The organism is Lacrimispora sanguinis (assembly GCF_044987295.1).
GTDB classification, from domain to species: Bacteria; Bacillota; Clostridia; order Lachnospirales; family Lachnospiraceae; genus Lacrimispora; species Lacrimispora celerecrescens_B.
In genome coordinates, this window is sequence record NZ_CP173277.1 from 366073 (window position 1) to 389452 (window position 23380).

The 23380-nt window shown below is 44.7% G+C and carries 25 protein-coding genes, 1 pseudogene and 1 riboswitch; of the genes and pseudogenes, 21 read left to right on the plus strand and 5 right to left on the minus strand.

The genetic code is table 11. From position 1 onward, the window contains the following. Positions 1-9: 9 nt before the first annotated feature. Genes ACHZES_RS01760 through ACHZES_RS01770 form a run of 3 tightly spaced genes read left to right on the plus strand, consistent with a single transcriptional unit; the run spans position 10 to position 2776 of the window. Positions 10-486, plus strand: a complete 477-nt coding sequence (locus tag ACHZES_RS01760) for a cytochrome b5 domain-containing protein (RefSeq protein ID WP_242843159.1) — start codon at positions 10-12, stop codon at positions 484-486. A 5-nt stretch (positions 487-491) separates the two neighbouring features. Further along, positions 492-1397: a hydrogenase small subunit gene (locus tag ACHZES_RS01765; protein ID WP_395548572.1), complete on the plus strand. Its 906-nt coding sequence runs from the start codon at positions 492-494 to the stop codon at positions 1395-1397. A gap of 2 nt (positions 1398-1399) precedes the next feature. Continuing rightward, positions 1400-2776 carry a nickel-dependent hydrogenase large subunit gene (locus ACHZES_RS01770; RefSeq protein WP_395548571.1) on the plus strand — a complete coding sequence of 459 codons (1377 nt, stop codon included), beginning with the start codon at positions 1400-1402 and terminating at the stop codon, positions 2774-2776. On the opposite strand, the gene ACHZES_RS01775 is transcribed toward ACHZES_RS01770, so the two are convergent. Further along, positions 2764-2925 carry a hypothetical protein gene (locus ACHZES_RS01775; protein ID WP_154520727.1) on the minus strand — a complete coding sequence of 54 codons (162 nt, stop codon included), beginning with the start codon at positions 2923-2925 and terminating at the stop codon, positions 2764-2766. The two genes, ACHZES_RS01770 and ACHZES_RS01775, sit on opposite strands and share 13 nt — an antisense overlap. 111 nt (positions 2926-3036) lie before the next feature. Between ACHZES_RS01775 and ACHZES_RS01780 the strand changes: the two genes are divergently transcribed. From ACHZES_RS01780 to fliB, 13 genes and pseudogenes are all read left to right on the plus strand, one after another. Then, a complete protein-coding gene (locus tag ACHZES_RS01780) occupies positions 3037-4722 on the plus strand; it encodes a recombinase family protein (RefSeq protein WP_395548570.1) in 1686 nt (561 codons plus the stop codon). Then, positions 4712-5086: pseudogene (locus ACHZES_RS01785) on the plus strand (sigma-70 family RNA polymerase sigma factor); the annotation flags it as partial. The gene ACHZES_RS01780 and the pseudogene ACHZES_RS01785, both read left to right, overlap by 11 nt. A gap of 241 nt (positions 5087-5327) precedes the next feature. Next, the gene (locus tag ACHZES_RS01790) at positions 5328-7010 is read left to right on the plus strand and encodes an ABC transporter substrate-binding protein (RefSeq protein ID WP_038283058.1); all 1683 of its coding nucleotides are present in this window, start codon (positions 5328-5330) and stop codon (positions 7008-7010) included. Further along, on the plus strand, positions 7007-8008 hold the full coding sequence (locus ACHZES_RS01795) for an ABC transporter ATP-binding protein (protein ID WP_395548569.1): 1002 nt from the start codon (positions 7007-7009) through the stop codon (positions 8006-8008). The genes ACHZES_RS01790 and ACHZES_RS01795 overlap by 4 nt, the downstream gene beginning before the upstream one ends. A gap of 3 nt (positions 8009-8011) precedes the next feature. Further along, positions 8012-9031, plus strand: coding sequence for an ABC transporter ATP-binding protein (locus ACHZES_RS01800; protein WP_395548568.1), 1020 nt, complete (start codon positions 8012-8014; stop codon positions 9029-9031). After that, complete coding sequence (locus tag ACHZES_RS01805; RefSeq protein WP_089995981.1) at positions 9024-9968, plus strand: ABC transporter permease; 945 nt, start codon at positions 9024-9026, stop codon at positions 9966-9968. The genes ACHZES_RS01800 and ACHZES_RS01805 overlap by 8 nt, the downstream gene beginning before the upstream one ends. Positions 9969-9983: 15 nt before the next feature. Further along, positions 9984-10856, plus strand: coding sequence for an ABC transporter permease (locus tag ACHZES_RS01810; protein WP_038283051.1), 873 nt, complete (start codon positions 9984-9986; stop codon positions 10854-10856). A gap of 192 nt (positions 10857-11048) precedes the next feature. Beyond that, positions 11049-11876 (plus strand): BglG family transcription antiterminator LicT, encoded by an 828-nt coding sequence (gene licT / locus ACHZES_RS01815; protein ID WP_038283049.1) that lies wholly within the window; start codon positions 11049-11051, stop codon positions 11874-11876. 19 nt (positions 11877-11895) lie between these two features. After that, positions 11896-12390, plus strand: a complete 495-nt coding sequence (locus tag ACHZES_RS01820; protein ID WP_154520723.1) for a PTS glucose transporter subunit IIA — start codon at positions 11896-11898, stop codon at positions 12388-12390. A gap of 21 nt (positions 12391-12411) precedes the next feature. Next, the gene (locus ACHZES_RS01825) at positions 12412-12654 is read left to right on the plus strand and encodes an HPr family phosphocarrier protein (RefSeq protein ID WP_286173237.1); all 243 of its coding nucleotides are present in this window, start codon (positions 12412-12414) and stop codon (positions 12652-12654) included. Positions 12655-12724: 70 nt separating this feature from the next. Continuing rightward, positions 12725-14161, plus strand: a complete 1437-nt coding sequence (gene nagE / locus ACHZES_RS01830; RefSeq protein ID WP_038283183.1) for an N-acetylglucosamine-specific PTS transporter subunit IIBC — start codon at positions 12725-12727, stop codon at positions 14159-14161. Positions 14162-14270: 109 nt separating this feature from the next. Further along, positions 14271-14891 carry a manganese efflux pump gene (locus ACHZES_RS01835; protein ID WP_038283045.1) on the plus strand — a complete coding sequence of 207 codons (621 nt, stop codon included), beginning with the start codon at positions 14271-14273 and terminating at the stop codon, positions 14889-14891. Positions 14892-14986: 95 nt separating this feature from the next. Next, positions 14987-16144, plus strand: a complete 1158-nt coding sequence (fliB, locus tag ACHZES_RS01840; RefSeq protein ID WP_395548567.1) for a flagellin lysine-N-methylase — start codon at positions 14987-14989, stop codon at positions 16142-16144. A 90-nt stretch (positions 16145-16234) separates the two neighbouring features. On the opposite strand, the gene ACHZES_RS01845 is transcribed toward fliB, so the two are convergent. Both ACHZES_RS01845 and ACHZES_RS01850 read right to left on the minus strand, forming a co-directional pair. Beyond that, on the minus strand, positions 16235-16927 hold the full coding sequence (locus tag ACHZES_RS01845; protein WP_038283040.1) for an LrgB family protein: 693 nt from the start codon (positions 16925-16927) through the stop codon (positions 16235-16237). Next, positions 16920-17291, minus strand: coding sequence for a CidA/LrgA family protein (locus tag ACHZES_RS01850; RefSeq protein ID WP_038283038.1), 372 nt, complete (start codon positions 17289-17291; stop codon positions 16920-16922). Before ACHZES_RS01850 ends, ACHZES_RS01845 begins: the two co-directional genes overlap by 8 nt. Before the next feature lie 167 nt (positions 17292-17458). Between ACHZES_RS01850 and ACHZES_RS01855 the strand changes: the two genes are divergently transcribed. The 5 genes from ACHZES_RS01855 to ACHZES_RS01875 all read left to right on the plus strand — a co-directional run bounded on the left by ACHZES_RS01855 (position 17459) and on the right by ACHZES_RS01875 (position 21332). Further along, positions 17459-18007 (plus strand): phosphatase PAP2 family protein, encoded by a 549-nt coding sequence (locus ACHZES_RS01855; RefSeq protein ID WP_038283181.1) that lies wholly within the window; start codon positions 17459-17461, stop codon positions 18005-18007. A 35-nt stretch (positions 18008-18042) separates the two neighbouring features. Further along, a riboswitch (THF riboswitch) is annotated at positions 18043-18140 on the plus strand. Between the two features lie 60 nt (positions 18141-18200). Beyond that, complete coding sequence (locus ACHZES_RS01860; protein ID WP_038283037.1) at positions 18201-18773, plus strand: folate family ECF transporter S component; 573 nt, start codon at positions 18201-18203, stop codon at positions 18771-18773. Positions 18774-18953: 180 nt separating this feature from the next. Further along, positions 18954-19751: a Cof-type HAD-IIB family hydrolase gene (locus tag ACHZES_RS01865; RefSeq protein ID WP_353655082.1), complete on the plus strand. Its 798-nt coding sequence runs from the start codon at positions 18954-18956 to the stop codon at positions 19749-19751. A gap of 12 nt (positions 19752-19763) precedes the next feature. After that, positions 19764-20600, plus strand: coding sequence for an Mrp/NBP35 family ATP-binding protein (locus tag ACHZES_RS01870; RefSeq protein WP_038283035.1), 837 nt, complete (start codon positions 19764-19766; stop codon positions 20598-20600). 21 nt (positions 20601-20621) lie between these two features. Continuing rightward, positions 20622-21332, plus strand: a complete 711-nt coding sequence (locus tag ACHZES_RS01875) for a GTP pyrophosphokinase family protein (protein WP_038283034.1) — start codon at positions 20622-20624, stop codon at positions 21330-21332. Between the two features lie 47 nt (positions 21333-21379). Here the strand turns inward: ACHZES_RS01875 and ACHZES_RS01880 are convergent, their stop codons facing one another. Then, a complete protein-coding gene (locus tag ACHZES_RS01880; RefSeq protein ID WP_038283032.1) occupies positions 21380-22648 on the minus strand; it encodes a cell wall metabolism sensor histidine kinase WalK in 1269 nt (422 codons plus the stop codon). Then, positions 22645-23319, minus strand: a complete 675-nt coding sequence (locus ACHZES_RS01885) for a response regulator transcription factor (RefSeq protein WP_395548565.1) — start codon at positions 23317-23319, stop codon at positions 22645-22647. Before ACHZES_RS01885 ends, ACHZES_RS01880 begins: the two co-directional genes overlap by 4 nt. Positions 23320-23380 lie beyond the last annotated feature (61 nt).

Sequence of the window (23380 nt, forward strand, 5' to 3'; positions counted from 1 at the left end):
GGTATATTCATGGAATTAAATATGTTTTTGGATTACATCGGGAACTGCGTCAAGCATATAAACGAGGATATAGAAAGGCTTCATACCAACCAGTACAACAATGACGTTGTGTTAGATCATTTGAGCAGTGAAGTGATCATGCTGCAAAGTCATATCAAATATTTTAGCCAGTCCAATCAAGTGGCTATGGAAGAAATGGAATATCCATATCAGTCTATTCATGCAAATCAAGCCGATGAGGAAGTTCCAAGATACTTTACTCTGGAAGAGTTATCCCTATATAATGGAAAGAACGGAGCTCCGGCTTATGTTGCAGTTAATGGAGTGGTGTATGATGTGACAAATAATTCCGTCTGGAAAGGAGACACCCATTTTGGTCTTAATCCTGGAAATGATTTATCAGTTAATTTCGCAACCTGTCATCCGGGAGCAATGGTCCTGACCCGATTACCCATAATCGGCTATTTGGCTACAGAAACAGAGTAAAGTTGGTGAAAAGTTTGGATTGTGTGAGCTTTCAATGTCCTTATCAGGAAAGCCGGCTAAAAACAACAGAAAGTCTTGTAAACAGGGTGAAGGATGAAATCGCCAAGGCTGTGCGGCAAAAGCGGAATCTTGTCTGGCTTGAATTAAATGGCTGCTCTGGTAATACCATCTCCCTTCTTGATGGACAAAATCCGGATTTCATGTATTTGTTAACACAAATGACCAATATGATATACAGCAACAGCCTGATGAATTCTGGTGGAAACACGGCCATGAATCAGCTGTTTGACGTGTTAGGCAGTGATTATATCCTTGCTGTGGAAGGAGCTGTATCTTTAAAGGACAACGGTTCTTATAATGTCATTGGCCGGCACAACGGCAGGGAGATTACCGGATATGAGGCAGTTAAAAGACTGGGAGAACAAGCGGCTCATGTGATTGCTGTCGGTGCCTGCGCTTCACACGGAGGTGTGTCGGCGGCAAGACCCAATCCAACTCAGTGTGTGGGAATACAGGATGTTTTACAGAGAAAAGTGATAAAATTAACAGGCTGTCCATGTCATCCGGACTGGTTTATGGGTACTCTGGCCTATCTGCTATTATATGGGGAACCCCCGCTTGACAACAGGGATCGTCCCCTGATGTTCTACAGCATTACCATACACGACAGATGTCCGAGGAGATCTTACTTTGACAGCGGAATTTTTGCAACGAAGCTGGGGCAGGAAACCTGTATGTATATGATGGGATGTAAAGGTCCGGTTACCCAGATTGACTGTCCCATTCGCCAATGGAACGGTCATGTCAACTGGCCCGTAGGTAATGATTCGCCTTGCATCGGATGTGCCCAGTTCGGATTCCCTGATGCAATGGAGCCTTTTATCACCTATGACACCATGAGAGGGGAGTAGATATGGCGGAGAAAATAACCATTAATCCTGTTACCCGTATCAGCGGCTTCATGGAAATTGATGCCGATATCGAAGATCAGTCAGTGGTGGCGGCAAAAACGAAAGGCTTAATGTTCCGTGGATTTGAAAAAATGCTTCAGGGCAGAAGCCCTTTTGATGCCGTTTATTTTACCCAGCGCATCTGCGGTATCTGTTCAACTGCACATTCCATGGCTTCTGCTCTTGCCCTGGAAGAAGCACTTAACATTGTTCCCTCTGAACAGGGAAGGTATTTAAGGGACCTGCTTCATGCATGTGAGTTCCTGCAAAATCATTTAAGGCATTTTTATCAGTTTACTCTACCGGATTTTGTGAAGCTTCCTGAGGATTATCCGCTGTTTAAGACGGATCACAACGATTACAGACTTCCAAAGGACATCAACGATAAGATGGTTAACGATTATTTTGAATCCCTTCGGTTCAGCAGGGAGGCGCATCAGATGCTGGCTACACTTGGAGGAAAAGTACCGCATAATCACGGGATATTCATTGGAGGGATTACATCGCCGGTCTCAGCAGATAAGATCATCAGCATAAAATCCAACCTATATAATATAGGACAATTTATCGTTGAAAAAATGCTTCCTGACGTATACACAATCGGAACCTTTTATCCGGAGTATTATCAGTTCGGCGGAGGCTACGGCAACTTATTGTCCTATGGGAGCTTTAACAATTATAAAAACTTGGGAACGCTCTATGTAGATCCTCTTGTTTATTCCAATGGCCAAACCTCTCCCTTTGATCCTGCTCTTATAACCCAGGAAGACGAATACGCCTGGTTCAACGAAAACGATGAACCGGACAGAAATAAGGCCAAGGCATATTCCTGGATAAAAGCGCCGAGATACAACAATATCCCTTATGAAGTAGGACCATTGGCAAGGCAATGGCTCTCCGGCGAGTACAGAAACGGGATTTCTGCCATGGACCGGACCATTGCAAGAGTTCTGGAAGCTAAGAAAATTGTGGAAATCATGCAGACCTTAATAGATAATCTGGTTCCGGGAGTATCCATGCAGAAGGAATATGAGATTCCGGTGCAATCATCGGGAAAAGGGCTGGTGGATACGACACGGGGAGCCCTGGGTCATTGGCTGTATATTGATAACAGCGAAATAGCCTTTTACCAGATCATAACACCGTCGGCATGGAATCTGTCAACACAAACAAATGGAATGAAGGGAACCGGAGAACAGGCACTGATCGGGTCGCCTGTCAGGGATGTAACAGCGCCTGTGGAAATCGGAAGGATCATACGGTCCTTTGATCCCTGCGTGTCCTGCGCCACCCATGTTTTCTTAAGCGGGAAGCATGTGAATACAATTCAGGTGGTGTAAAGCTCTTCCACAAGAGCCTGTTTTTGGTCATTCGGGCAGGAAAGCTGCTGGATATATTGTAGGACTGCCTGGCTCTGGAGGAGCGCAGCTTTTTTTCTCAATTCGTTTCTGTCTTCTTCTGTTTTCGGTTGATATACGATCATATTCATAACAAAGACCTGATATAGACTGTTATTATAATGTATGATGCCTCCCATGTCCGGTATGTTTGGATTAAGGGGTGGAACGAAGCGTTATGTTCTGTAAGGAGGAAGTGTGGGGTGGAAGCCGGGAAAGAGCGGTTTGCAATTTATTCAAGGAAATCAAAATTTACCGGAAAAGGAGAGAGCATCGGAAATCAGATTGAGCTGTGCAGACAATACATTTCCGCACATTATGGAGCGTGTTTCGCTGACAGCGCCTGTGTATATGAGGATGAGGGGTTTTCCGGAGGAAACTTAGAGCGGCCTCAGTTTAAAGTCATGATGCAGGAGGCTAAAAAGAAGAAATTTACGGCGGTCGTTTGCTACCGTCTTGACCGGATTAGCCGTAATATCGGTGATTTTGCAAATCTGATTGAAGAGCTTAATGAACTTCATATTTCCTTTATCTCCATAAAAGAGCAATTTGACACATCCTCTCCCATGGGGCGGGCCATGATGTACATTGCTTCTGTTTTCTCCCAGCTGGAAAGAGAGACAATTGCGGAACGTATCCGGGATAACATGCTGGAACTCTCCAAAAGCGGAAGATGGCTTGGGGGAAATACCCCTACGGGTTATTCGTCGGAGAGCGTGTCCTCTGTGACTATAGACGGGAAGGTGAAAAAAGCATTTAAGCTTAAGAAGATTCCGGAAGAGGCAAATCTGGTTAAGGTGATTTATGAGAAATTTTTAGAGACAGGATCTCTGACTCAGACGGAAACCTATTTGCTTCAAAACGGCCATAGGACAAAATACGGCCGCTTATTCAGCCGTTTTGCCATAAAAGGAATATTGACCAATCCGGTCTATATGATTGCAGATCAGGATGCTTATGAATATTTACGGGAAAAGAAAGTGGATCTCTTTGCAGAGAGAGAGGCCTTTGACGGGAACCATGGAGTGATATCATATAACCGTACCCTTCAAAAAGCCGGAAAAACACACGAGATGAAAGATATGGAAGAATGGATCGTGGCGGTTGGAAAGCATGAGGGTGTGGTTCCCGGTTCCATGTGGGTCAATGTTCAGGTTCTGTTAGATCAAAATAAGTCAAAAAGTTACCGGAAACCCCGCAGTAATGTAGCGTTGCTGTCCGGAATCCTCTTTTGCGGCGGCTGCGGCGGCTATATGCGGCCAAAGCTGTCCGGTCGGTACAATGCTGATGGGGAACAGATCTATTCTTATTTATGTACCATGAAGGAAAAAAGCCGTATGAAATGCTGTGGGATGAAAAATGTAAATGGAAATATACTGGATCAAATGGTCTTAGAGGAAATTAAAAAGATATCTGTGGATTGCAGTGAATTTCAAAGGCAGCTGTACAGGAGTAAAAAGGCAGTGGAAGAAAGCAGACAGGAAGTGGAATGGGATATATCCCGTTTAAAGGAGGAACTGAAAAACGTTGAAGGGGAGATAACCGGACTGGTGGCCTCTCTTGGAAAAGCCGGAGGAACCGGTGCGGAAGAATATATCATACAGCAGGTTGACGGACTTCATAAAAGAAAAGGGGAAATGGAGCAGCGGTTATGGGGACTTTCCCTGGACGCAGGAAATAGGGAGCTTTCCGATCCGGAATTTCAGTTAATTAAGCATACCTTATCTTCCTTCCAAAATGTGATCGGCCTTATGGATGTCCGGCAAAGGCGGGCAGCTGTCCGCACGTTTGTGGATAAGGTCATATGGGATGGAGAGAATGTCCACCTGTATCTGTTTGGCTCAAAGGAGTTTAAATTACCAGAGCCGCAAGGTGACTATAGCAAATGAAATCCTAATGCTGCTTCGTGCGAACAAGAAATATTCCAAAGAGGTCTCTTTGTTTGAACCCATCGGCGTAGACAAGGATGGAGAGACTGTAAGCTTAGTAGATGTCATCGAAATGGAAAATAAGGAAACACTGGAATCTATTATTCTAAAGCAGGATATTAAGGAACTGTATGAGGCCTTTGACAGCTGCCTGAAAGAAAACGAGAAAACCATAATTGGAATGAGGTACGGGCTGCACGGAGGGAAGGAATATACACAGCGTGAGATTGCGGATGTAATGGGAATATCCCGGTCCTACGTATCCCGGTTGGAAAAGAAGGCTTTGGAACGGTTGAGAGACGAACTTAAAAAGAATTGTATTTAGAATTGGTATGATCCCATCTTTGATGGTTGAGAAGAGTAAAAAGTCTGGGAGGTCCGGGATACAGGGCGTTCCGGACTTCTTTGCTGTCACGGGCATCAAATATAGTTGACAAAAAAACAAAATCATACTAAGATGTAAAAAAGGATATTTCATACTAAACATATATGTATTCTCTTATATGAGGAATGCGTACCGTGCGCAGGATAAATATCTGAGAAAATAGTTAAGGAGGACGATAATTATGAAAAAAGCAGTCTTTCAAAAACTGCATAAAGCAATCGGGGTTATGCTGGTTTTTGCCATGGTGGTATCTCTTGCGGCGTGTGCAAAGTCAAATCCCAGTCCCGGAACTGAGAATCCGGCTAAGGGAAACACGACAGAGGATCAGTCCGCACAGGGTGGGAGTACGGAGGATAAAATCGTAAATATCGGAATGACCGATTCTATCAGCAGCGTTAACCCTTTGTTAATGGATGCAACTGAAATCATGAAAACCTCCACGGCATTGGAATTCCTGCCCCTTGTTGAATTAAACAGAAATCTGGAGTTTGAGGGAATGCTGGCTTCTTCAATTACCACGGAGGATAATATTCATTTTACCGTAAATATTGATCCGAACGCAAGCTGGTCCGACGGTCAGCCTGTAACTGCGGACGACGTCGTATATACCGTTCTTAAGCTGTCAAGCCCTGTTCGTGCCAATGCAAGCATGGCGCTTTATGCCATTGAAGGCGTGGGAGACGATGGTTTTTCAGAGGAGGGAGCGACGGAACTATCCGGCGTTAAGGCAATTGACAGTAAAACCGTTGAATTTACGACCAAATATCAGATGGCTCTTACCACTTTCCAGAATACATATGGACGCTATATACTGACACTGCCTAAGCATATTCTTGAGAGCGTAGCAGATGAGGATCTGGCAGGCTATGACTGGTTCAACGCTCCGACAGTAGTTAACGGGCCCTACCGCATCACTTCTGTTGATTTGCAGCATTATGTGTCCTATGAGGCAAATGATACGTACTGGAAGGGAACTCCGAAAATAAATCGGTTAAATATTAAGATCGTACCTGCGGCACAATTGCTGACCGGGCTGCAATCAGGAGAAATTGATTTTGTGCAGCAGACCACCGGCAACATCCTGCAGGAGGATTATGCCAGCGTGGAAGCTCTTGGGAATGTGACGGTCAACTATGGTGCTCCTGTCATCAATCAGTCGATCTTCTTTAATACTGCCACAGTAACGGATCCCCGTATACGCCAGGCGATTCTTTATGGAATTGACCGCCCGTCCATAATAACCGGACTTTTAAATGGAAAAGGAGAAGTGGTTGACGGTTTTCTATCCAGTGCAGGACCGTTCTATGACGAAAGCCTGACTCCAACTGCTTACGATCCGGAAAAAGCGAAAGAATTAGTCGCTCAGGCAGTCGCAGATGGTTGGGATGCCTCAAAGACATTGAACTTCTATGTAAACAGTGGAGATACCACCTTTTGCCAGGCTGCGGATTATATTGCCGCAAAGCTGCTGGAAATCGGAATCAAGGTTCAGGTGACAACTGTAGACTTATCCAGCTTAATGACCAAAGCGGGAAGCAAGGATTTTGATTTGCTGGCAGTGCAGTATACCTATGCTCCGGTAGATCCATATCCGGACATTAACTGGTTATTATCTGCGGACGGTTGGACCGGCTATGTAAATGATACCATAACCCAGGCACTGGAGGCAACCCAGGCTACCAGTGATATTAATGAAATCAAGAAACAATATTTAAAGATCGATACTGTCATGCAGCAGGAGGTTCCGATGATTTCTTCCTATATTATAAGTGCAATCGGAGCGGTGAATAAAAGGGTGATGAATGCGACGCCGGATGTATATGGCTCTTTTAATAATATTCACGAATGGGATGTGACACAATGACTCCATTACTGGAAGTAGACTCCCTGGAAATGGCATTCTCCACCGATGCAGGAGATATCAAATGCTTAGACAGGGTCAGCCTTCATGTAAATCAGGGCGAGATCCTGTGCATCGTTGGAGAATCGGGTTCAGGCAAGAGTGTTACGCTTCTGTCAGTCATGGGCTTGCTGGGAGAAAATGGTAAAATCACCGGAGGAAAGGTCGTTTTTGACGGGCAGGAACTCTTGGGGCTGCCGGAAAAGGAGTTCGACCGGATTCGCGGGAGTAAGATGACCATGATCTTTCAGGATGCCATGGCCAGTTTGAATCCGCTATTTACCATTGGGAACCAGATCATGGAAGCCATGCGCATCCATTTGGATCTGGACAGGAAAACAGCGAGGGAACGGGCACTGCTCCTCCTGGATAAGGTGGGGCTTCCGGATCCTTCTTCTATTATGAACAAGTATCCCCATACTCTGTCAGGCGGAATGCGGCAAAGGGCAATGATCGCCATGGCGCTTGCCTGCAATCCGAAGCTCTTAATTGCGGATGAACCGACCACTGCGCTGGATGTTACGATTCAGGCGCAGATTATGGAACTCTTACGGAACTTACGAGATGAGCTTCATATGTCAATCATTTTAATAACACATGACATGGGACTGGTAGCAGAAATGGCGGACCGGGTTATGGTCATGTACGCCGGACAGATTGTGGAAGAGGCAGGTGTCCTTGATTTGTTTAAAAAGCCAGGACACCCTTATACACAGGCGCTGCTGAAATCCATTCCCAGTATCAGAGATAAAGAAGAGAGAGAATTATTGACGATTGATGGTACTGTTCCGGAGCATTACGGCGAGATCACAGGCTGCCGCTTTGCAAACCGCTGTCCGCATGCAATCGATGGCTGTGAGCAGGAGCAAAGGTTGGTTGAAATAGAAGGAAATCACGGGACAAGATGCTGGCGGAGGTCGGATATTCGGGAGAGGATGACGCAAGTGTCAGGAGGGAATTAGCACATGCAAAAGGAACGACAGCCTCTGGCAGAGATTAAGGGGTTGAAAAAATATTATCCGGTTCGCGACGGAATTATTCCCCATACAGTTGGGTTTATCCATGCTGTGAACGGTGTGGATTTTGAACTGTATCCGGGAGAAACTCTTGGACTGGTAGGTGAATCCGGCTGCGGCAAATCCACCATAGGACGGCAGCTTGCAGCTTTAGAAACTCCCACAGAGGGGAGCATTGTCTATGAAGGGCAGCCGTTCATGGAACGTTCGGCTGCTGGAATGAGACAAATCCGTACTCAGATACAGATGGTGTTTCAGGATCCGTATACTTCCCTTAATCCGAAAAAACGCATTTTTGATACCTTATCCTATCCAATGCTGTATCACGGCGTCAGTACAAGACAAAATATTAACAAGGAGGTTGACCGCCTCCTTGATATGGTGGGACTTCCGAAGAATTCGAAAGGGCGTTATCCACATGAGTTTTCCGGCGGACAAAGGCAAAGGATTGGGATCGCAAGAGCACTGTCTCTTAACCCCAGACTGATCGTCTGCGATGAGCCGGTGAGCGCCCTGGATGTATCAATACAGGCTCAGATCCTTAATCTGCTTCGTGATCTGCAAAGGGAACTAAAGCTTACCTATTTGTTTATCGGCCACGGTCTTGATGCGGTCAAATACATCAGTGACCGAATTGCCGTCATGTATCTTGGGAAAATTGTGGAGCTTGCGGATGCAAGGGAACTGTTTGAGAATCCGGTGCATCCTTATACGCAGGCATTATGCAGTGCCGCACCGATTCCTGATCCCGAAGCCAGAGACAGAAAAAGAGTGATATTGCAGGGAGAACTGCCTTCTAATAAGGATATGCCTTCCGGCTGTCATTTTCATAGCCGGTGTCCATACGCCGTAGAAGAGTGCAAACGATCGGAGCCTGCCCTGATTCCGGTCCGGCCAGGAAGCGGTCATCTGGCGGCCTGTCCGGTGCTGGCTCAGGGCAGATGGCCAAAGGAGGATGCGAATGCTTAAATATATTATCAAACGTATTCTTGTCGCAATCCCGGTCCTGATTGGCATAACCATCATTGATTTCCTGATCATGACTATGGTAGGAAGTCCATTGGAACTGCTCCAGGGGCCCAGAGTGTCCCAGGCGGCCATCGAAACCAAAAGAATTGCCTTGGGTCTTAATAAGCCCGTCTATGTACAATACTGGATCTGGCTTACGAATCTTTTGCAGGGTAACATGGGATATTCCATGAAAAGCTTTCAGCCGGTTAGCCAAATGATTAAAACCTATATCGGGCCAACTTTGCTGTTAATGTCCGTCTCGTTATTTGTCAGTATGTTGATTGCGGTACCTGCAGGAATCTACAGCGCAGTTCACAAATATACACCCCAGGACTATACCGTCGTTACGCTTTCCTTCCTTGGAAGCAGTGTTCCTGGTTTTTTCCTTGCATTGGTACTGATCTATATTTTTACCGTCAGGCTTGGCTGGCTGCCTTCCAGCGGAATGTATACTCTGGGAGCGCAGAAAAGTGCTTTAGACGTCGTCAGGCATATGATCATGCCTGTAATCGTATTGGCGACATCCATGGCAGGAACCAATATTCGTTATATCCGAAGCGCCATGCTTGAGATACTAAGAAAGGATTATCTCCGGACGGCAAGGGCAAAGGGAATTGGACGCTTCCTGGTGATTAATAAGCATGCCCTTCGGAATGCGTTAATCCCGGTCATTACTGTACTCGGAATGCATATCCCGATCTTGTTTGGCGGTGCCATCATCATTGAACAGGTATTTTCCTGGCCTGGGCTTGGCATGATGACCATGAGTGCGATTATCAGCAGAGATTATCCGGTCATTATGGGCGTCTGTCTGATGTCCGCCATTGTTGTCTTAGTGGCAAACCTGCTGACGGATGTCATCTATGCGCTGGTAGATCCGACGATTACGTATTAAAGCAGGAGAAAATGAATGAATAGAGATAAAACAATAATCAGTGAAGATAACGTATACCGCAATACAGTAATGAGGCGGTTTTTAAAGCACAAACTGGCTGTGGCCAGCACCATATTCCTTGCTATCATACTCCTGTGCGCGCTGCTTGCGCCGGTCCTTTCGCCTTATAGCCCGGATAAAGTGGTGGGCGGATTTAGCGATCCGCCTTCCGTAAAGCACCTGCTTGGAACTGACCAGGTGGGAAGGGATGTATTAAGCAGAATGCTGTACGCCGTCAGGATCTCCCTGTTAGTAGGGTTTGCCTCTACTGCAGTGTCTACGGTCGTCGGTGTGGTTTTAGGACTGGTATCCGGGTTCTTCGGAGGAATCCTGGATATGGTCATCATGCGGTTTACGGACATGGTTATGTCCTTTCCTTATATCTTGCTTGTACTGGTTTCCGCGGCTATATTTCGCCCGGGCCTTTTAAATATCATATTGATTCTCGGTTTTGTTGATTGGCCTGGAATTGCCCGGCTGGTCAGAGGAAATGTTTTGTCCATCCGGGAGATGACATTTATCCAGGGGGACCGGGTCGCGGGAATGCCAAAACGCTATATCTTGTTTTCCGAGATACTTCCCAATACGGTCGCACCCATTTTGGTATATGCAACCTCCGTTATCGCCATATCCATGTTGGATGAAGCAGCCCTAAGCTTTCTTGGCATGGGGATTCAACCGCCTCAGTCCAGCCTTGGCAATATGTTAAACGGAGCCCAATCCATCTCGATCCTTACTTCTAAGCCATGGTTGTGGGTACCGCCGGGTCTGATGATCATATTGCTGGTCGTAAGTATTAATTTCATCGGAGATGCTTTACGGGATGCTTTTGATCCTTCGGGGAATTAATTGAAAATCGAGGAATTATAAAAAATGTATAAAATTTTGTTGACATTTTAAAAATAACTGGTATAGTTAAAGCAAGGATATATTGAGTGGATTGTTACTGGAAAGCAGGCAAAACCAATTTTGATTATGGGAAAATGTACTTTAATTTTCGTGGTCAAAGTTGGTTTTTTATTTTATAGGATGGGACATTGTATGAAAATTGACAAAATAATCAATAACAATATTGTCAGTGCGCTGGAGCCGGACGGAAAAGAAATCATCGTCATGGGCAGAGGAATCGGATTCGGCATGAAACCGGGGAAAGAGATTCCGGAGAGCGCAGTTGAAAAGGTATTTCGTCTGGACAGCCAGAACAATGTTGACAAATTTAAAGAATTGCTGGTAAACCTTCCCCTTGAGCATATCCAGGTTTCTACGGAAATCATAAATTATGCAAAAAGCGTATTAAACCGGAGTCTTAATCAAAACATATACATAACGCTGACGGATCACATCAATTTTGCCATTCATCGATTTAAGCAGAAGATGAAATTTTCAAACCCTCTGCTGAATGAGATAAAAACCTTCTACAAAGAGGAATACTTAATCGGTGAATACGCTATCGCATTAATTGAGCGGAGGATCGGGGTATCCCTTCCTGTTGATGAGGCGGGATTCATTGCGTTTCACATCGTCAACGCAGAATTTAATACCGCTATGCGCGATACCATTGATATCACGAACCTGATCCAAAATACCGTAGGGATTGTGAAAGAATATTTTTCAATGGAGCCTGATGAAATGTCTTTGAATTATCAGCGGTTTGTTACCCATTTAAGGTTTCTGGCACAAAGAATCGTTACAAAGGAGTTGTTAAACAGCGGGAATGTTGAATTTAACCATTTGATATCCGAGATGTACCCGGAAGAATACCGGTGCAGTTTAAAGATCAAGGATTATATAATGGAAACATACCATCACGATGTAACGGAAGAAGAGACCGCATATCTGGCGGTTCATATCAAAAGAATGAGGCTGTAAAAGAAAGGAGAATCACTTTATGTTTGATTCATTAAAGAAAATTTTCGGAGGAGGCGGTGAAAAAGAAAGAGAAAAAGTCCTGGCTCCTGTTGAAGGAACGGTAGTACCATTAAGTGAGGTAAATGATCCCACATTCAGCCAGGAGATCCTGGGTAAGGGAGTTGCTATTATTCCGGCAAAAGGAAGAATTGTGGCACCGGCCGACGGAATCCTGACGGTGGTGTTTGAGACAAAGCATGCGGTCAGCATTACGACCCCGGAAGGCGCTGAGATCATCGTCCATGTAGGGCTTGATACGGTTAATTTAAAAGGGGAGCATTATACTGCCTATAAAAAACAGGGAGATAAAGTAAAAGCTGGGGAGCTTCTTCTGGAATTTGATATGGCAGCCATAAAGGAAGCAGGATATGAGGTGATCACACCGGTCATCGTCTGCAATACACCGAATTATCCGGATATGGTATGCCATACAGGAATGCAGGTAAAGGAACTGGAACCAATCATCGAATTATAGGTATTAAAAATGAGGGAGTATTTGTATGAAATAAAAGATCCCCTGGGACTTCATGCCAGGCCGGCTTCCATTATCTTTATGGAAGCGAGGAAATATTCGTGCAGCATTGAAGTCCAGTGGGAATCAGACAAAGCGGATTGTAAAAGTCTTTTGGCATTAATGGGGCTTGAAGCCAAAAGAGGCAGCATCATCCGGTTCCGGTTCGACGGAGAGGATGAGGAGGCAGCTATGACTGCATTTTGCACCGTTTTGGAAGAAATGTGATCTAAACCTGCTTGCAGCAGGAGTGGATAAAAAATGTCCGATAGGACAAAAAGAAAGGGGTTTCTTTATTATGATGAAGTATTTGCAGAAATTAGGTAAGTCATTGATGCTTCCGGTGGCATGTTTGCCAGCGGCAGGTATCCTGATGGGGATTGGTTACTGGATTGACCCCACTGGCTGGGGAGCAAACAGTGCCATTGCTGCCTTTTTAATTAAGGCAGGAGGCGCCATCATTGATAACATGGCAATTCTGTTTGCAATTGGTGTCGGCATTGGTATGGCAGATGACCATGAGGGAACAGCAGCATTGGCCGCGATTGTTTCCTGGCTGATGATTCAGACGATTCTTTCACCTGGAGTGGTTGCTATGCTGAAAGGAATCGATGTCAGTGAAGTAAATCCAGCTTTTGGTAAGATTGGAAACCAGTTTATTGGTATCGTATCCGGTATCATCGGTTCCAGCTGCTATAACAGGTTTAAAAACACAAAGCTACCGGATGCCTTGGCATTCTTCAGTGGTAAACGGTCTGTTGCCATTGTTACCGCTCTTGTTTCTCTAGTAGCCTGCCTTGTTTTATTCTTCATATGGCCGGTTGTATATTCTGGATTAGTTGCATTTGGTAAAGGCATCCTTGGTATGGGCGCAATAGGAGCTGGTATTTATGGTTTCTTCAACCGTCTCTTAATCCCGGTAGGTCTCCATCACGCACTGAATTCCGTATTCTGGTTTGACGTTGCAGGAGTAAACGACCTTGGTAATTTCTGGTCAGGAAATGGTGTTCTGGGCCAGACAGGTCAGTACATGACAGGATTTTTCCCGGTTATGATGTTCGGTCTTCCGGCCGCAGCTTTGGCTATGTATCATACCGCAAAACCTGGTAAAAAGAAAAATGCATATGGTTTATTGCTTGCAGCAGCAGTATGTTCCTTCTTTACAGGCGTAACGGAACCTCTGGAATTCGCTTTCATGTTCCTTGCACCAGGCCTTTACTTAATCCATGCGATTTTAACCGGTATTTCCTTAACAATCTGCGCTCTGCTTCCAGTACGTGCAGGCTTTAACTTCAGTGCAGGTTTCGTTGACTGGTTCTTAAGCTTTAAGGCTCCTATGGCTGTAAATCCGCTGCTTATCATTCCGTTGGGACTTGTTTATGCAGCTGTTTACTACTTCGTATTCCGCCTTGCAATCTTAGCATTTAACTTTAAGACTCCGGGACGGGAAGATGATGATGTAGATGAAAGCACAGTTACCCTGGCAAATAACGACTATACTGCAGTTGCTTCCATTATTCTGGAAGGACTTGGCGGTAAGGGTAATATCACCAGCATCGACAACTGTATTACAAGATTAAGACTGGAGATCAAGGATTATACTCTGGTAGATGAAAAGAAGATTAAATCCGCAGGTGTTGCCGGTGTCATCAGACCAGGAAAAACCAGCGTACAGGTAATCGTAGGAACACAGGTACAGTTTGTTGCAGATGAATTTAAGAAATTGTGCCAGTAATGAATAGACATAAAGCAGGGGCATATTGCCGCCCCTGCTTTTTTCTTTTTGGGGTCCCAATCATGACTGGAATGAATATATTAAAATAAAAAGGTAAGTTTGCCAGAATATGCGTGATATATTAATTCTAGTGCTGGCACTTTGCACCGACACGTTTGTTGCCAGTATTGCCTATGGAGCTAACCGTCTAAAGATTTCCTTCGGAAAAGTTATTGCAGTAAATTTGATCTGCAGCGGATGTCTGGGAGCTGCTCTTATATTTGGAAGCGTAATCAGCGGATTAGTGCCGGAAAATTTTGCAAAAGGGGCGGCATTTTCCTGCCTGTTTCTCTTAGGCATCATAAAGCTTATGGATTATACCATAAAAAAATATATTAACAGCCATGTAAATGTCCAAAAGAATCTTACATTCTCTATTTCCGGCCTGAGTATCATCATAAATATATACGGGAATCCTTTGGCGGCAGACTGGGACCACTCCAAGTCTCTGTCATGGAAGGAAACCATCATGTTTTCTCTGGCTATGTCCTTGGACAGTCTGGTAGCCGGGGCTCTATCCGGATTTTTGATGATTCCTCCAGGGCTTACGGCCCTTTCTGCCCTGATTGTGGGAACTACCGTCATGTATATCGGCCTGTTTCTGGGACATAAGCTTGCGGCATTAAAAGGCTGGGATTTGACCTGGGTCAGCGGCATACTGTTTTTGTTCCTGGCGTTTGGAAAATTATAATCATGGGATTTAAAATGGGGTACGCTCATTGAAATGGGTTGCGCCCCATTTTTAAATGCGGTATAATCGTTACAAAAAAACAGGAGCAATCATTTATGCAGTTTACAATCCCTCATTATTATAATAAATTCCACTGTGTGGCCGGAGAGTGTCCGGACACCTGCTGTGCAGGCTGGGCTATCATGATTGATGATCATACAAAAAAACGATACCAAATGCGAAAGGATGCGTTTGGCAGACGGCTTAATCAATGGATTGACTGGAAAGATGGCTCCTTTAAGCAGTGCGGCGGCCGATGTGCGTTTCTAAATGAGGACAATCTATGCGATATCTATAAGGAAGCCGGCCCGGGAATGCTTTGTAAAACCTGCCGGGATTATCCAAGACATATAGAAGAATACGAAGGAGTCAGGGAAATTTCTTTGTCCTTATCCTGTGAGGAGGCCGCCGGACTGATTCTAGGCTGTGAAGAACCTGTCCGTTTTCTTACGAAAGAGGATGAAAGGGAAGAGTCCTATCCTGATTTTGATTTTCTATTATATACAAAGCTTACGGATGCAAGGGATCTGATTTTGTCCTTCCTGCAAAACCGTGACCTAGATTGCCGTCTGCGCGTTGCCATGGCACTGGGTTTTTCCCATGATATGCAAAGAAGAATCAATGAGGAAAAGCTGTATGAGTTAGATGAATTGATGAAACGGTATCAAGGAATGGCCGGAACTGAGATCGTTAAGAAAATGGCTGATCGCAGGATAGAAGATAAGGTCCGCTACGAAAAGATGAAGAAGTGGTTTTCTTTGTTTGGAAAGCTTGAAGTGCTTAATGAGAGCTGGCCCCAATATCTGGGAACTCTTAAAAGAATATTGTTTGACGCCGGTGCAGAAAGCTATGAGGAAAACAGGAAAGCCTTTCACCGTTATTTAATGGAAGAGGAAGGCCGTAAGCGCCAATGGGAACAATGGGGCGAACAGCTTATGGTATACTTTGTTTTCACCTATTTTTGCGGGGCTGTTTATGACGGACATCCATATGTGAAAACAAAGCTTGCTACAGTCAGCACAATTCTTATTCAGGAAATGGCCCAGGCTGTTTTTAAAAGAAATGAAGGCAATCTGGATTTTAAAGAATTTGTTCATCTGTCCCACCGGTTTTCCCGGGAAGTAGAGCATTCGGATGAGAACCTCAATGCCATGGAGAGAATATTCCGGACGGATAAAAACTTTGGTCTGGAGGAGATTCTTCAGATGCTCTAAGAACTTGTAATAGAAGCGGTATTCATTCAGGCTATGAACGAATACCGCTTCTTAAGGCAATATAATAGTCCGGAATACTAGGTTTATCTTCTATAAGAAGTTAGAGAATACAGATGCAAATATCACGGTGCAAAGTCCGGAGGTGGCTATGGCAAGGCTGCTCATAGCCCCTTCGATTTCGCCCATTTCCATGGCTTTTGTAGTTCCTACGGCATGGGAAGCAGAACCGATGGCAATCCCCTTTGCAATGGGGTCCGTTATTTTAAATATCTTGCACACAGCTTCCGCAATTATGCTTCCCTGGATTCCGGTGATGATGATGCTGGCTACCGTTATGGTCACATATCCCTTCATTTCCTCTGTAATTCCCATCGCAATGGCTGTGGTAATGGATTTAGGCAGAAATGTCACATACTCCTGATGATTAAGGCCAAAAACCAAGGCCAGAAGCAGTACGGTAGTCATTGTGGTGAAAACCCCGGTCAGGGTCCCGGCTACAATGGCCTTAGAATGCTTCTTAAGCAGTTCCATTTGGCGGTATAAAGGAATTGCAAGGCAAATGGTGGCAGGTGTCAGAAGATAACTGATGTATTTGGCGCTTTTATCATACACCTTATAATCGATGTGAAATACAGACAGGAATACCATGACAACACAAATGGATATTAAAAGAGGGTTGAAGATAGCCCATTTGAATTTTTTCTTTAAACGGAGTCCCAGCTCATAGCTTATGAGACTAAGCACCGCACCAAAAAACAAAAAATCACTTACTGTATTACTCATTTTTTTCTGCCTTTCCATTTCTGTCGTTTTTAATAAATAGCTGGGTCACTTTTCCGGTAATTACCATCACGATGATTGTGGAAAACAGGGTGATGACCAGAAAAGGAATCAAAATAGGCCGAAGAACTCCCCAGGAATCCAGAAGTCCGACGGCTGCCGGAATAAACATGAGTGGCATGATGTCGATGAGAAATATACTAACTTCTTCAACTGCCTCCAACGGAATCCATTTCTTCCTTAACCCGATCAGCATGAGCAACAGGCCATAGATGCTTGCGGGAACTGGAAGGGGAACGAGCAGATGTATGATCTCTCCGACCAGAGATATAAAGAGAATAATGGTGAATTGTCTGATGTATTTCATTACTTAGCCTCCTTGGTTACCTTCCTGACTTACAACTATGGTTTATCCTAAACTTAAATTTTAAACTTGTCAAATGGTTTTATTGATATGATGAATTTTTTTGTTGGTAAATTTGGGGGGTGCAAGGTATAATAGACGCAAGAATGGAAAAGGAGTAAAGAATTATGATGGCTGGTACGGAATTTGGTATTCTGTATTTTTTACAATCGTTACATACGCCCTGGCTGGATGTTGTTATGAAGGAGATAACCGGTCTGGGAGATCACGGGATTTTCTGGATCCTTACCGGGGTTATTTTGCTGTGCTTTAAAAAGACAAGACTTATGGGACTTTGCGTTATTTTATCCCTGGCAGCCGGCCTATTGGTCGGAAATGTGTTCCTTAAGAACATGGTTGCCAGAGAAAGGCCTTGCTGGATTGACAGCAGCGTTCCCCTTTTAATTCATAATCCCAAAGACTATTCCTTCCCCTCCGGGCACACCCTGGCTTCCTTTGAAGGAGCAGTAAGCATCTGGCTTTACAACCGGAAATGGGGAATGGCGGCCCTGATTCTGGCAGGGCTTATCGGTTTTTCCAGAATGTATCTGTTTGTTCATTTTCCCACCGATGTACTGGGAGGGCTTATTCTGGGAGTTTTGATCGCTTTTTTTGTCCACTTCATCGTGGAAAAAGGAAGAAGTTTTAAAAAAAATACTTGCTTTCTAAGGAATCTGTGATATACTGATGGCGTTACAAAATACAATATAATAGTCGCAGAGTAGACCCGTGTGCGTTAAGTGCCAGCTGAACAGGGAGTTGTCAGCAGGACGAAAAGATTTTCTTGCGGTACACCGGTCGCATCCCGCTGCATCAGAAGATAGGAATATTATCTCCGGTTGTAGTTAGAGGTCTGCAAAGGAGGTATTTTTTATGAAAAAATTCGTCACTTTGTTCACCGAATCTTACAGAGAGCTGAAGTCTGTAAGGACCATTACCACAGCCGCCATGTTTGGCGCAGTAGCAATTGTTTTGAGCATGTTTTCCATTAACATGGGAAGTTACATTCGGATCAGTTTTGCTTCCCTTCCCAATGAATTGGTTGCATACCTGTTTGGCCCGGTAGTAGGAGGCCTGTTTTCCGGAAGTATGGATGTGCTTAAATACCTCTTAAAGCCTATGGGCGCATTTTTTCCAGGACTGACCATGGTAACGATTCTGGCAGGTATCATGTATGGCTGTATGTTTTACAAGAAGCCTATTACCCTAAGCAGGGTTCTGGTAACCAAGTTTTTGGTTATGCTGGTATGTAACGTAATTCTTAATACCATATGTCTTTCTATTCTGTACGGAAAGGGCTTTATGGTACTTTTACCGGCAAGGGCACTTAAAAACCTGGTCATGTGGCCGATTGATTCCATGATTTTTTATTCCATGGTAAGAGCGCTGGATACCATGGGGGTCTTTAAAACGATCCGTAAGGCTCAGACTGCGGGAACAAAATAAAACACAAAGGCCTGTAGCGTCATTGATGACGGCACAGGCCTTTACCAATTAATTGATAGACAGAACCCTTTTTCTTCTCTTACGTTGCAAGTTCAGATAAGATATATTATAATCTAAAGTGTTTGTATGCTGCAGCGGGCACAGATAAGAATAATCAGATTGAGAAGGAATGATGGATAAGTGGAGAAGAAGATAAAGGCCATTTTTTTTGATATTGATGGTACACTTCGGGATTTTCAAACAAAACGGATTCCGAACAGCGCAAAAGAGGCACTTTTGGAAGCCAGAAGAGCAGGAGTCCTGCTGTTTATTGCAACGGGGCGCCATAAGCTTGAAATGGAAGAAGAAAACCTTTTGGAGGGAATTCCATTTGACGGATATGTGACGCTAAACGGCCAGTATTGCTATTGCGGAGACAGGATCATTTATGATCTGCCCATAGATCCTGGGGAAGTAGAGCGGACTTTAATGTTTCTGGAGGAGGAGCCATTTCCATGCATGTTCATGGAAGGGGACCGCATGTATATCAATATGGTGAATCATATTGTGGAAAAGGTCCAGGCGGATATCGGAACCAGTATTCCTCCGGTTTTAAATGTAAAACGAGCCAGAAATCAGCGTATATACCAGATAATACCTTACATTTCATACGACATGGAGCAGAAGTTAAAGAAGTATCTCTGCGGCTGCGAATTCATACGCTGGCATGACGAGATGGGCTGTGATGTAATTCCCGCAGGCGGAAGCAAGTGGAACGGGATTATGAAGATGGCAGAGCATTACGGCTTTACTGCCGGTGAGATGGCCGCCATAGGCGACGGCAATAATGATATTTCCATGATAACCGGCGCAGGCCTTGGAATTGCCATGGGAAATGCCTCTGACGAGGTAAAGAGCGCTGCCGGCTATATTACGGATTCGATAGAAACAGATGGCTTAAAAAAAGCCGTCTTTCATATATTAGACTACTATTCATAGGAGGAATAACCAATGAGTGAAGTAAACTGTACTCATAATTGCAATACCTGCAAGGAAAACTGCGGCAGCCGGGAGGAACAGGTAAGCTTTTTAGAACCCCTTAACCCTGCCAGCACAGTAAAAAAGGTAATCGGCGTTGTAAGCGGAAAGGGCGGTGTGGGTAAATCCCTGGTAACGTCCCTGATGGCTGTAGGCATGAACGGGAAAGGTTATAAAACGGCAATCCTGGATGCGGATATCACCGGCCCATCCATTCCAAAAGCCTTTGGCCTTTCCGATTACGGCGTGGGCATGACGCCTAATGGCCTTATGATCCCGGCTACCACGGCTACAGGAATTGAAGTGATGTCAGCGAATTTAATCCTGGATCATGAGACGGATCCCGTCATCTGGAGAGGTCCGGTCATTGCAGGAGCAGTGAAACAGTTTTGGCAGGATGCCCTATGGGATAATGTTGACTACATGTTCGTAGATATGCCTCCGGGAACCGGAGATGTGCCCTTAACCGTATTCCAGTCCCTCCCTGTGGACGGAATCATCATTGTTACTTCTCCTCAGGAGCTGGTTACCATGATTGTTGAAAAAGCGGTAAATATGGCGAAAAAGATGAATATACCGATTTTGGGTCTGGTGGAAAATATGAGTTACTTGATTTGCCCGGATTGTGGTAAACAGATTTCTGTATTTGGGGAGAGCCGCGTTGATGAAGCTGCTAAAGCGAACGGCCTTACCGTTCTGGCTAAAATTCCCATTGATCCAAAGATCGCAGCCGCAGTGGATGGCGGTACGGTTGAGTATTTAGAGGTGAACTGGCTTAATGAGGCAGTTTCGGCAGCAGAGAAAGCTTAATGTACGTTTCGAGGGATAAGAATGAATATTAGCATGAACCCCAATAGTGAATTGAACCAGTCCATTGTGAATGTTCCCAATCTGGTTCAGGTTCCGGACCCGCTTATGAAGCAGGCATATCAGTTTCAGGAAGCTATGATGATGTATACCTGTGCCATTCGGGAGATCAAGACAAAGCTGGAGGTTTTAAACGACGAACTGTCAGTAAGGAACTCCAGAAACCCAATTGAAATGGTCAAATCAAGAGTAAAAAAGCCTATCAGCATTGTGGAAAAGCTGCAGCGCAGAGGGCTGCCGGTTTCCTTAGAATCCATGATGGAAAATCTGGATGATGTTGCAGGAATCCGTGTGATCTGCTCGTTCCTTGATGATATTTATGCGGTGGCAGATATGCTGGCCCGCCAGGATGATGTGCATATCATTGCAATTAAGGATTACATCCGCCACCCTAAAAAGAATGGGTACCGCAGCTATCATATGATCGTAGAGATCCCTGTGTTCTTTTCCGATCAGAAGAAATGGATGAGGGCAGAAGTCCAGATCCGTACCATTGCCATGGATTTCTGGGCCAGCCTGGATCACCAATTAAAATATAAAAAAGAAGTGGAAGAGTACTCCCAGGAAATCAGTGAAGAACTGCGGGAGTGTGCAGACGTGATCGCTCAGACCGACGAGAGAATGCTTGATATCAGAAAGCGGATTGAGGATCATGGGATAGCAGTTTCAAAATAAATAAGAGAAGGGAGCAATTGGGGTAAAAACCTGCAATTGCTCCCTTTTTAAATTTTGTTTAAATACTGACGGGGAGGAAGGGGAAGGCTGACAGTGAAAATGGTTCCTGTTTCAAGACTGCTTGTCAGGCTGATCTTTCCTTTATGGTGGTCAACAATGGTCTTTGCGATGGAAAGACCAAGTCCATAGCCACCTTCCTTGCGGGCCCTCGATTCATCCGTCCGGTAAAATCGTTCGAATACATGGTTTTGCTCCTTTTCAGGAATAGGATCTCCCGTATTTTGAACAGTCAAGACGGCATAATGGGAAGATTTCTTTAAGCTGACAGAGACGGAACCATGCTTTCCTGCGTATTTGCAGGCATTGTCCAGCAGGATGGTGATTACCTGCTTTAGCTGGACTTCAAAGCCTTCCAGGATAATGCCGGGATCAATTTTATTTTCCAGGTTCACCTTATTTTCAAAGGCAACGGATTCAAAAAGCAGGACTCCGTTTAATACGATGTCACTGAAATCAAGAGGAGCCATTGCCATCTGGGAGGCCTGGACGGCCCCAGTATCGGAGCGGGCCAAAAAGAGCAGTTCTTCCACAAGCTTTTTCATGCGTTCAGCTTCTTCTTTTGTGTTGTTCAGCCATTTCTGCTGATCCATGATGGTGCATTCCTTGTGGAGGGAAAGGATCTGTAAATTGGCCAGGATTACGGTAAGAGGTGTCTTTAGTTCATGGGAAGCATCGGCAATGAACTGGTTTTGCATCCGCCATGCGGTTTCCACAGGCCTTAATGCCAGACGGGAAAGGAAAATACTCAGGATCAAAAAAAGAAAAACCGCCGCAAGAAAGACCAGCAGACAATTGATCAGAAGGGTTTTTAAATTATTCCGTTCATATCTTTGGTCTGCAAATGCTATTTTCGTACCCTCTATAGAGGTGATTTTAAGATAACGAAGGGAATAATCCTTAAGTTCCCCCTGGGAAGAGTCATTGGCTTTTGCAAGCTCCACCAGGGTAGAAGCCAGCTCCCTGGTAACCGTGAGATTGTTTTCCCTAATGTTTTCTATGGAGTTAAGGTTGTTTAATTTAACCACGAAAACGGGGACAAGAGGCGGCAGATTCCTTTGAGGCCTGCGGGTGATTTCCACCTTATCCGGCAAACGGTCCGGCAGGTTCCGGTCGGCAGCCTGGTAAAGAGCCATGACGGTCTGCCGTTCGATGCGTTTATAATTGGCGTAATAAAAGATGCCAAGGACTGCGGAAAGAATGGTTATTACAAAAATCATGTTAACCAAAACAAACCGTCTTCTTAATTTCTTTATCATGTTGTTTCCTCCAAGCGGTATCCGACCTTACGGAGAGTGCTGATTTCCACACTTGAACCCACAAAATTCAGCTTTTTACGTAAAAAGGAAATATAAGCCTCAACATTGTTGTCCTCTGCGTCAGAATCACTTCCCCATACCCTTGAGATGAGAGTTTCCTTTGAAACGATCCTGCCGGAATTGCTCATAAGGATCTTTAACACTTCAAATTCCTTATACCCAAGATGAATGGATTTGGTGCCGCAGCATAAATCATTGGCAGAGAGAGTAAGTGTCAAGTCCCCGAATTTCATTTCTTCTATGATCACTTCTCCCTGGCGGCGGGAAAGAGCCCGGATGCGGGCTAACAGCTCTTCCGGAATAAAGGGCTTTGTCATATAGTCATCAGCTCCCCGGTCAAGTCCGGTTACCTTATCCTGAATGTCATCCCGTGCGGTCAGCAAGAGAACAGGAGTCTGGATGCGAGCCTCTCTAAGCTTTTTAACCACTTGAAATCCATTTTCCCCCGGCAGCATGACATCTAAAACAATGACGTCATATTCCCCAGAAAGACCGCAGGACAAACCGTCAGTTCCATTATACACAATATCAGCCTGGTAATGTTGTTCCTTCATAATCTGTCCCAAAGCATCGGCCAGTCTTACTTCGTCTTCTACAATCAATACCTTCATGATTCGATTCTCCTATATTTATTATTATGAACCTGTTGACATCTATTATAAGCTGAGACTG

What these genes read in the sequence shown, in the direction of transcription:
- nagE (WP_038283183.1), top strand. Translation starts at nt 12,725, where the DNA reads ATGATGAAGTATTTGCAGAAATTAGGTAAGTCATTGATGCTTCCGGTG.
- ACHZES_RS01850 (WP_038283038.1), bottom strand. Translation starts at nt 17,291, where the DNA reads ATGAAATACATCAGACAATTCACCATTATTCTCTTTATATCTCTGGTC.
- ACHZES_RS01800 (WP_395548568.1), top strand. Translation starts at nt 8,012, where the DNA reads ATGCAAAAGGAACGACAGCCTCTGGCAGAGATTAAGGGGTTGAAAAAA.
- ACHZES_RS01770 (WP_395548571.1), top strand. Translation starts at nt 1,400, where the DNA reads ATGGCGGAGAAAATAACCATTAATCCTGTTACCCGTATCAGCGGCTTC.
- licT (WP_038283049.1), top strand. Translation starts at nt 11,049, where the DNA reads ATGAAAATTGACAAAATAATCAATAACAATATTGTCAGTGCGCTGGAG.
- ACHZES_RS01795 (WP_395548569.1), top strand. Translation starts at nt 7,007, where the DNA reads ATGACTCCATTACTGGAAGTAGACTCCCTGGAAATGGCATTCTCCACC.
- ACHZES_RS01855 (WP_038283181.1), top strand. Translation starts at nt 17,459, where the DNA reads ATGGCTGGTACGGAATTTGGTATTCTGTATTTTTTACAATCGTTACAT.
- ACHZES_RS01885 (WP_395548565.1), bottom strand. Translation starts at nt 23,319, where the DNA reads ATGAAGGTATTGATTGTAGAAGACGAAGTAAGACTGGCCGATGCTTTG.
- ACHZES_RS01835 (WP_038283045.1), top strand. Translation starts at nt 14,271, where the DNA reads ATGCGTGATATATTAATTCTAGTGCTGGCACTTTGCACCGACACGTTT.
- ACHZES_RS01805 (WP_089995981.1), top strand. Translation starts at nt 9,024, where the DNA reads ATGCTTAAATATATTATCAAACGTATTCTTGTCGCAATCCCGGTCCTG.
- fliB (WP_395548567.1), top strand. Translation starts at nt 14,987, where the DNA reads ATGCAGTTTACAATCCCTCATTATTATAATAAATTCCACTGTGTGGCC.
- ACHZES_RS01775 (WP_154520727.1), bottom strand. Translation starts at nt 2,925, where the DNA reads ATGAATATGATCGTATATCAACCGAAAACAGAAGAAGACAGAAACGAA.
- ACHZES_RS01820 (WP_154520723.1), top strand. Translation starts at nt 11,896, where the DNA reads ATGTTTGATTCATTAAAGAAAATTTTCGGAGGAGGCGGTGAAAAAGAA.
- ACHZES_RS01790 (WP_038283058.1), top strand. Translation starts at nt 5,328, where the DNA reads ATGAAAAAAGCAGTCTTTCAAAAACTGCATAAAGCAATCGGGGTTATG.
- ACHZES_RS01860 (WP_038283037.1), top strand. Translation starts at nt 18,201, where the DNA reads ATGAAAAAATTCGTCACTTTGTTCACCGAATCTTACAGAGAGCTGAAG.
- ACHZES_RS01875 (WP_038283034.1), top strand. Translation starts at nt 20,622, where the DNA reads ATGAATATTAGCATGAACCCCAATAGTGAATTGAACCAGTCCATTGTG.
- ACHZES_RS01810 (WP_038283051.1), top strand. Translation starts at nt 9,984, where the DNA reads ATGAATAGAGATAAAACAATAATCAGTGAAGATAACGTATACCGCAAT.
- ACHZES_RS01880 (WP_038283032.1), bottom strand. Translation starts at nt 22,648, where the DNA reads ATGATAAAGAAATTAAGAAGACGGTTTGTTTTGGTTAACATGATTTTT.
- ACHZES_RS01760 (WP_242843159.1), top strand. Translation starts at nt 10, where the DNA reads ATGGAATTAAATATGTTTTTGGATTACATCGGGAACTGCGTCAAGCAT.
- ACHZES_RS01845 (WP_038283040.1), bottom strand. Translation starts at nt 16,927, where the DNA reads ATGAGTAATACAGTAAGTGATTTTTTGTTTTTTGGTGCGGTGCTTAGT.
- ACHZES_RS01870 (WP_038283035.1), top strand. Translation starts at nt 19,764, where the DNA reads ATGAGTGAAGTAAACTGTACTCATAATTGCAATACCTGCAAGGAAAAC.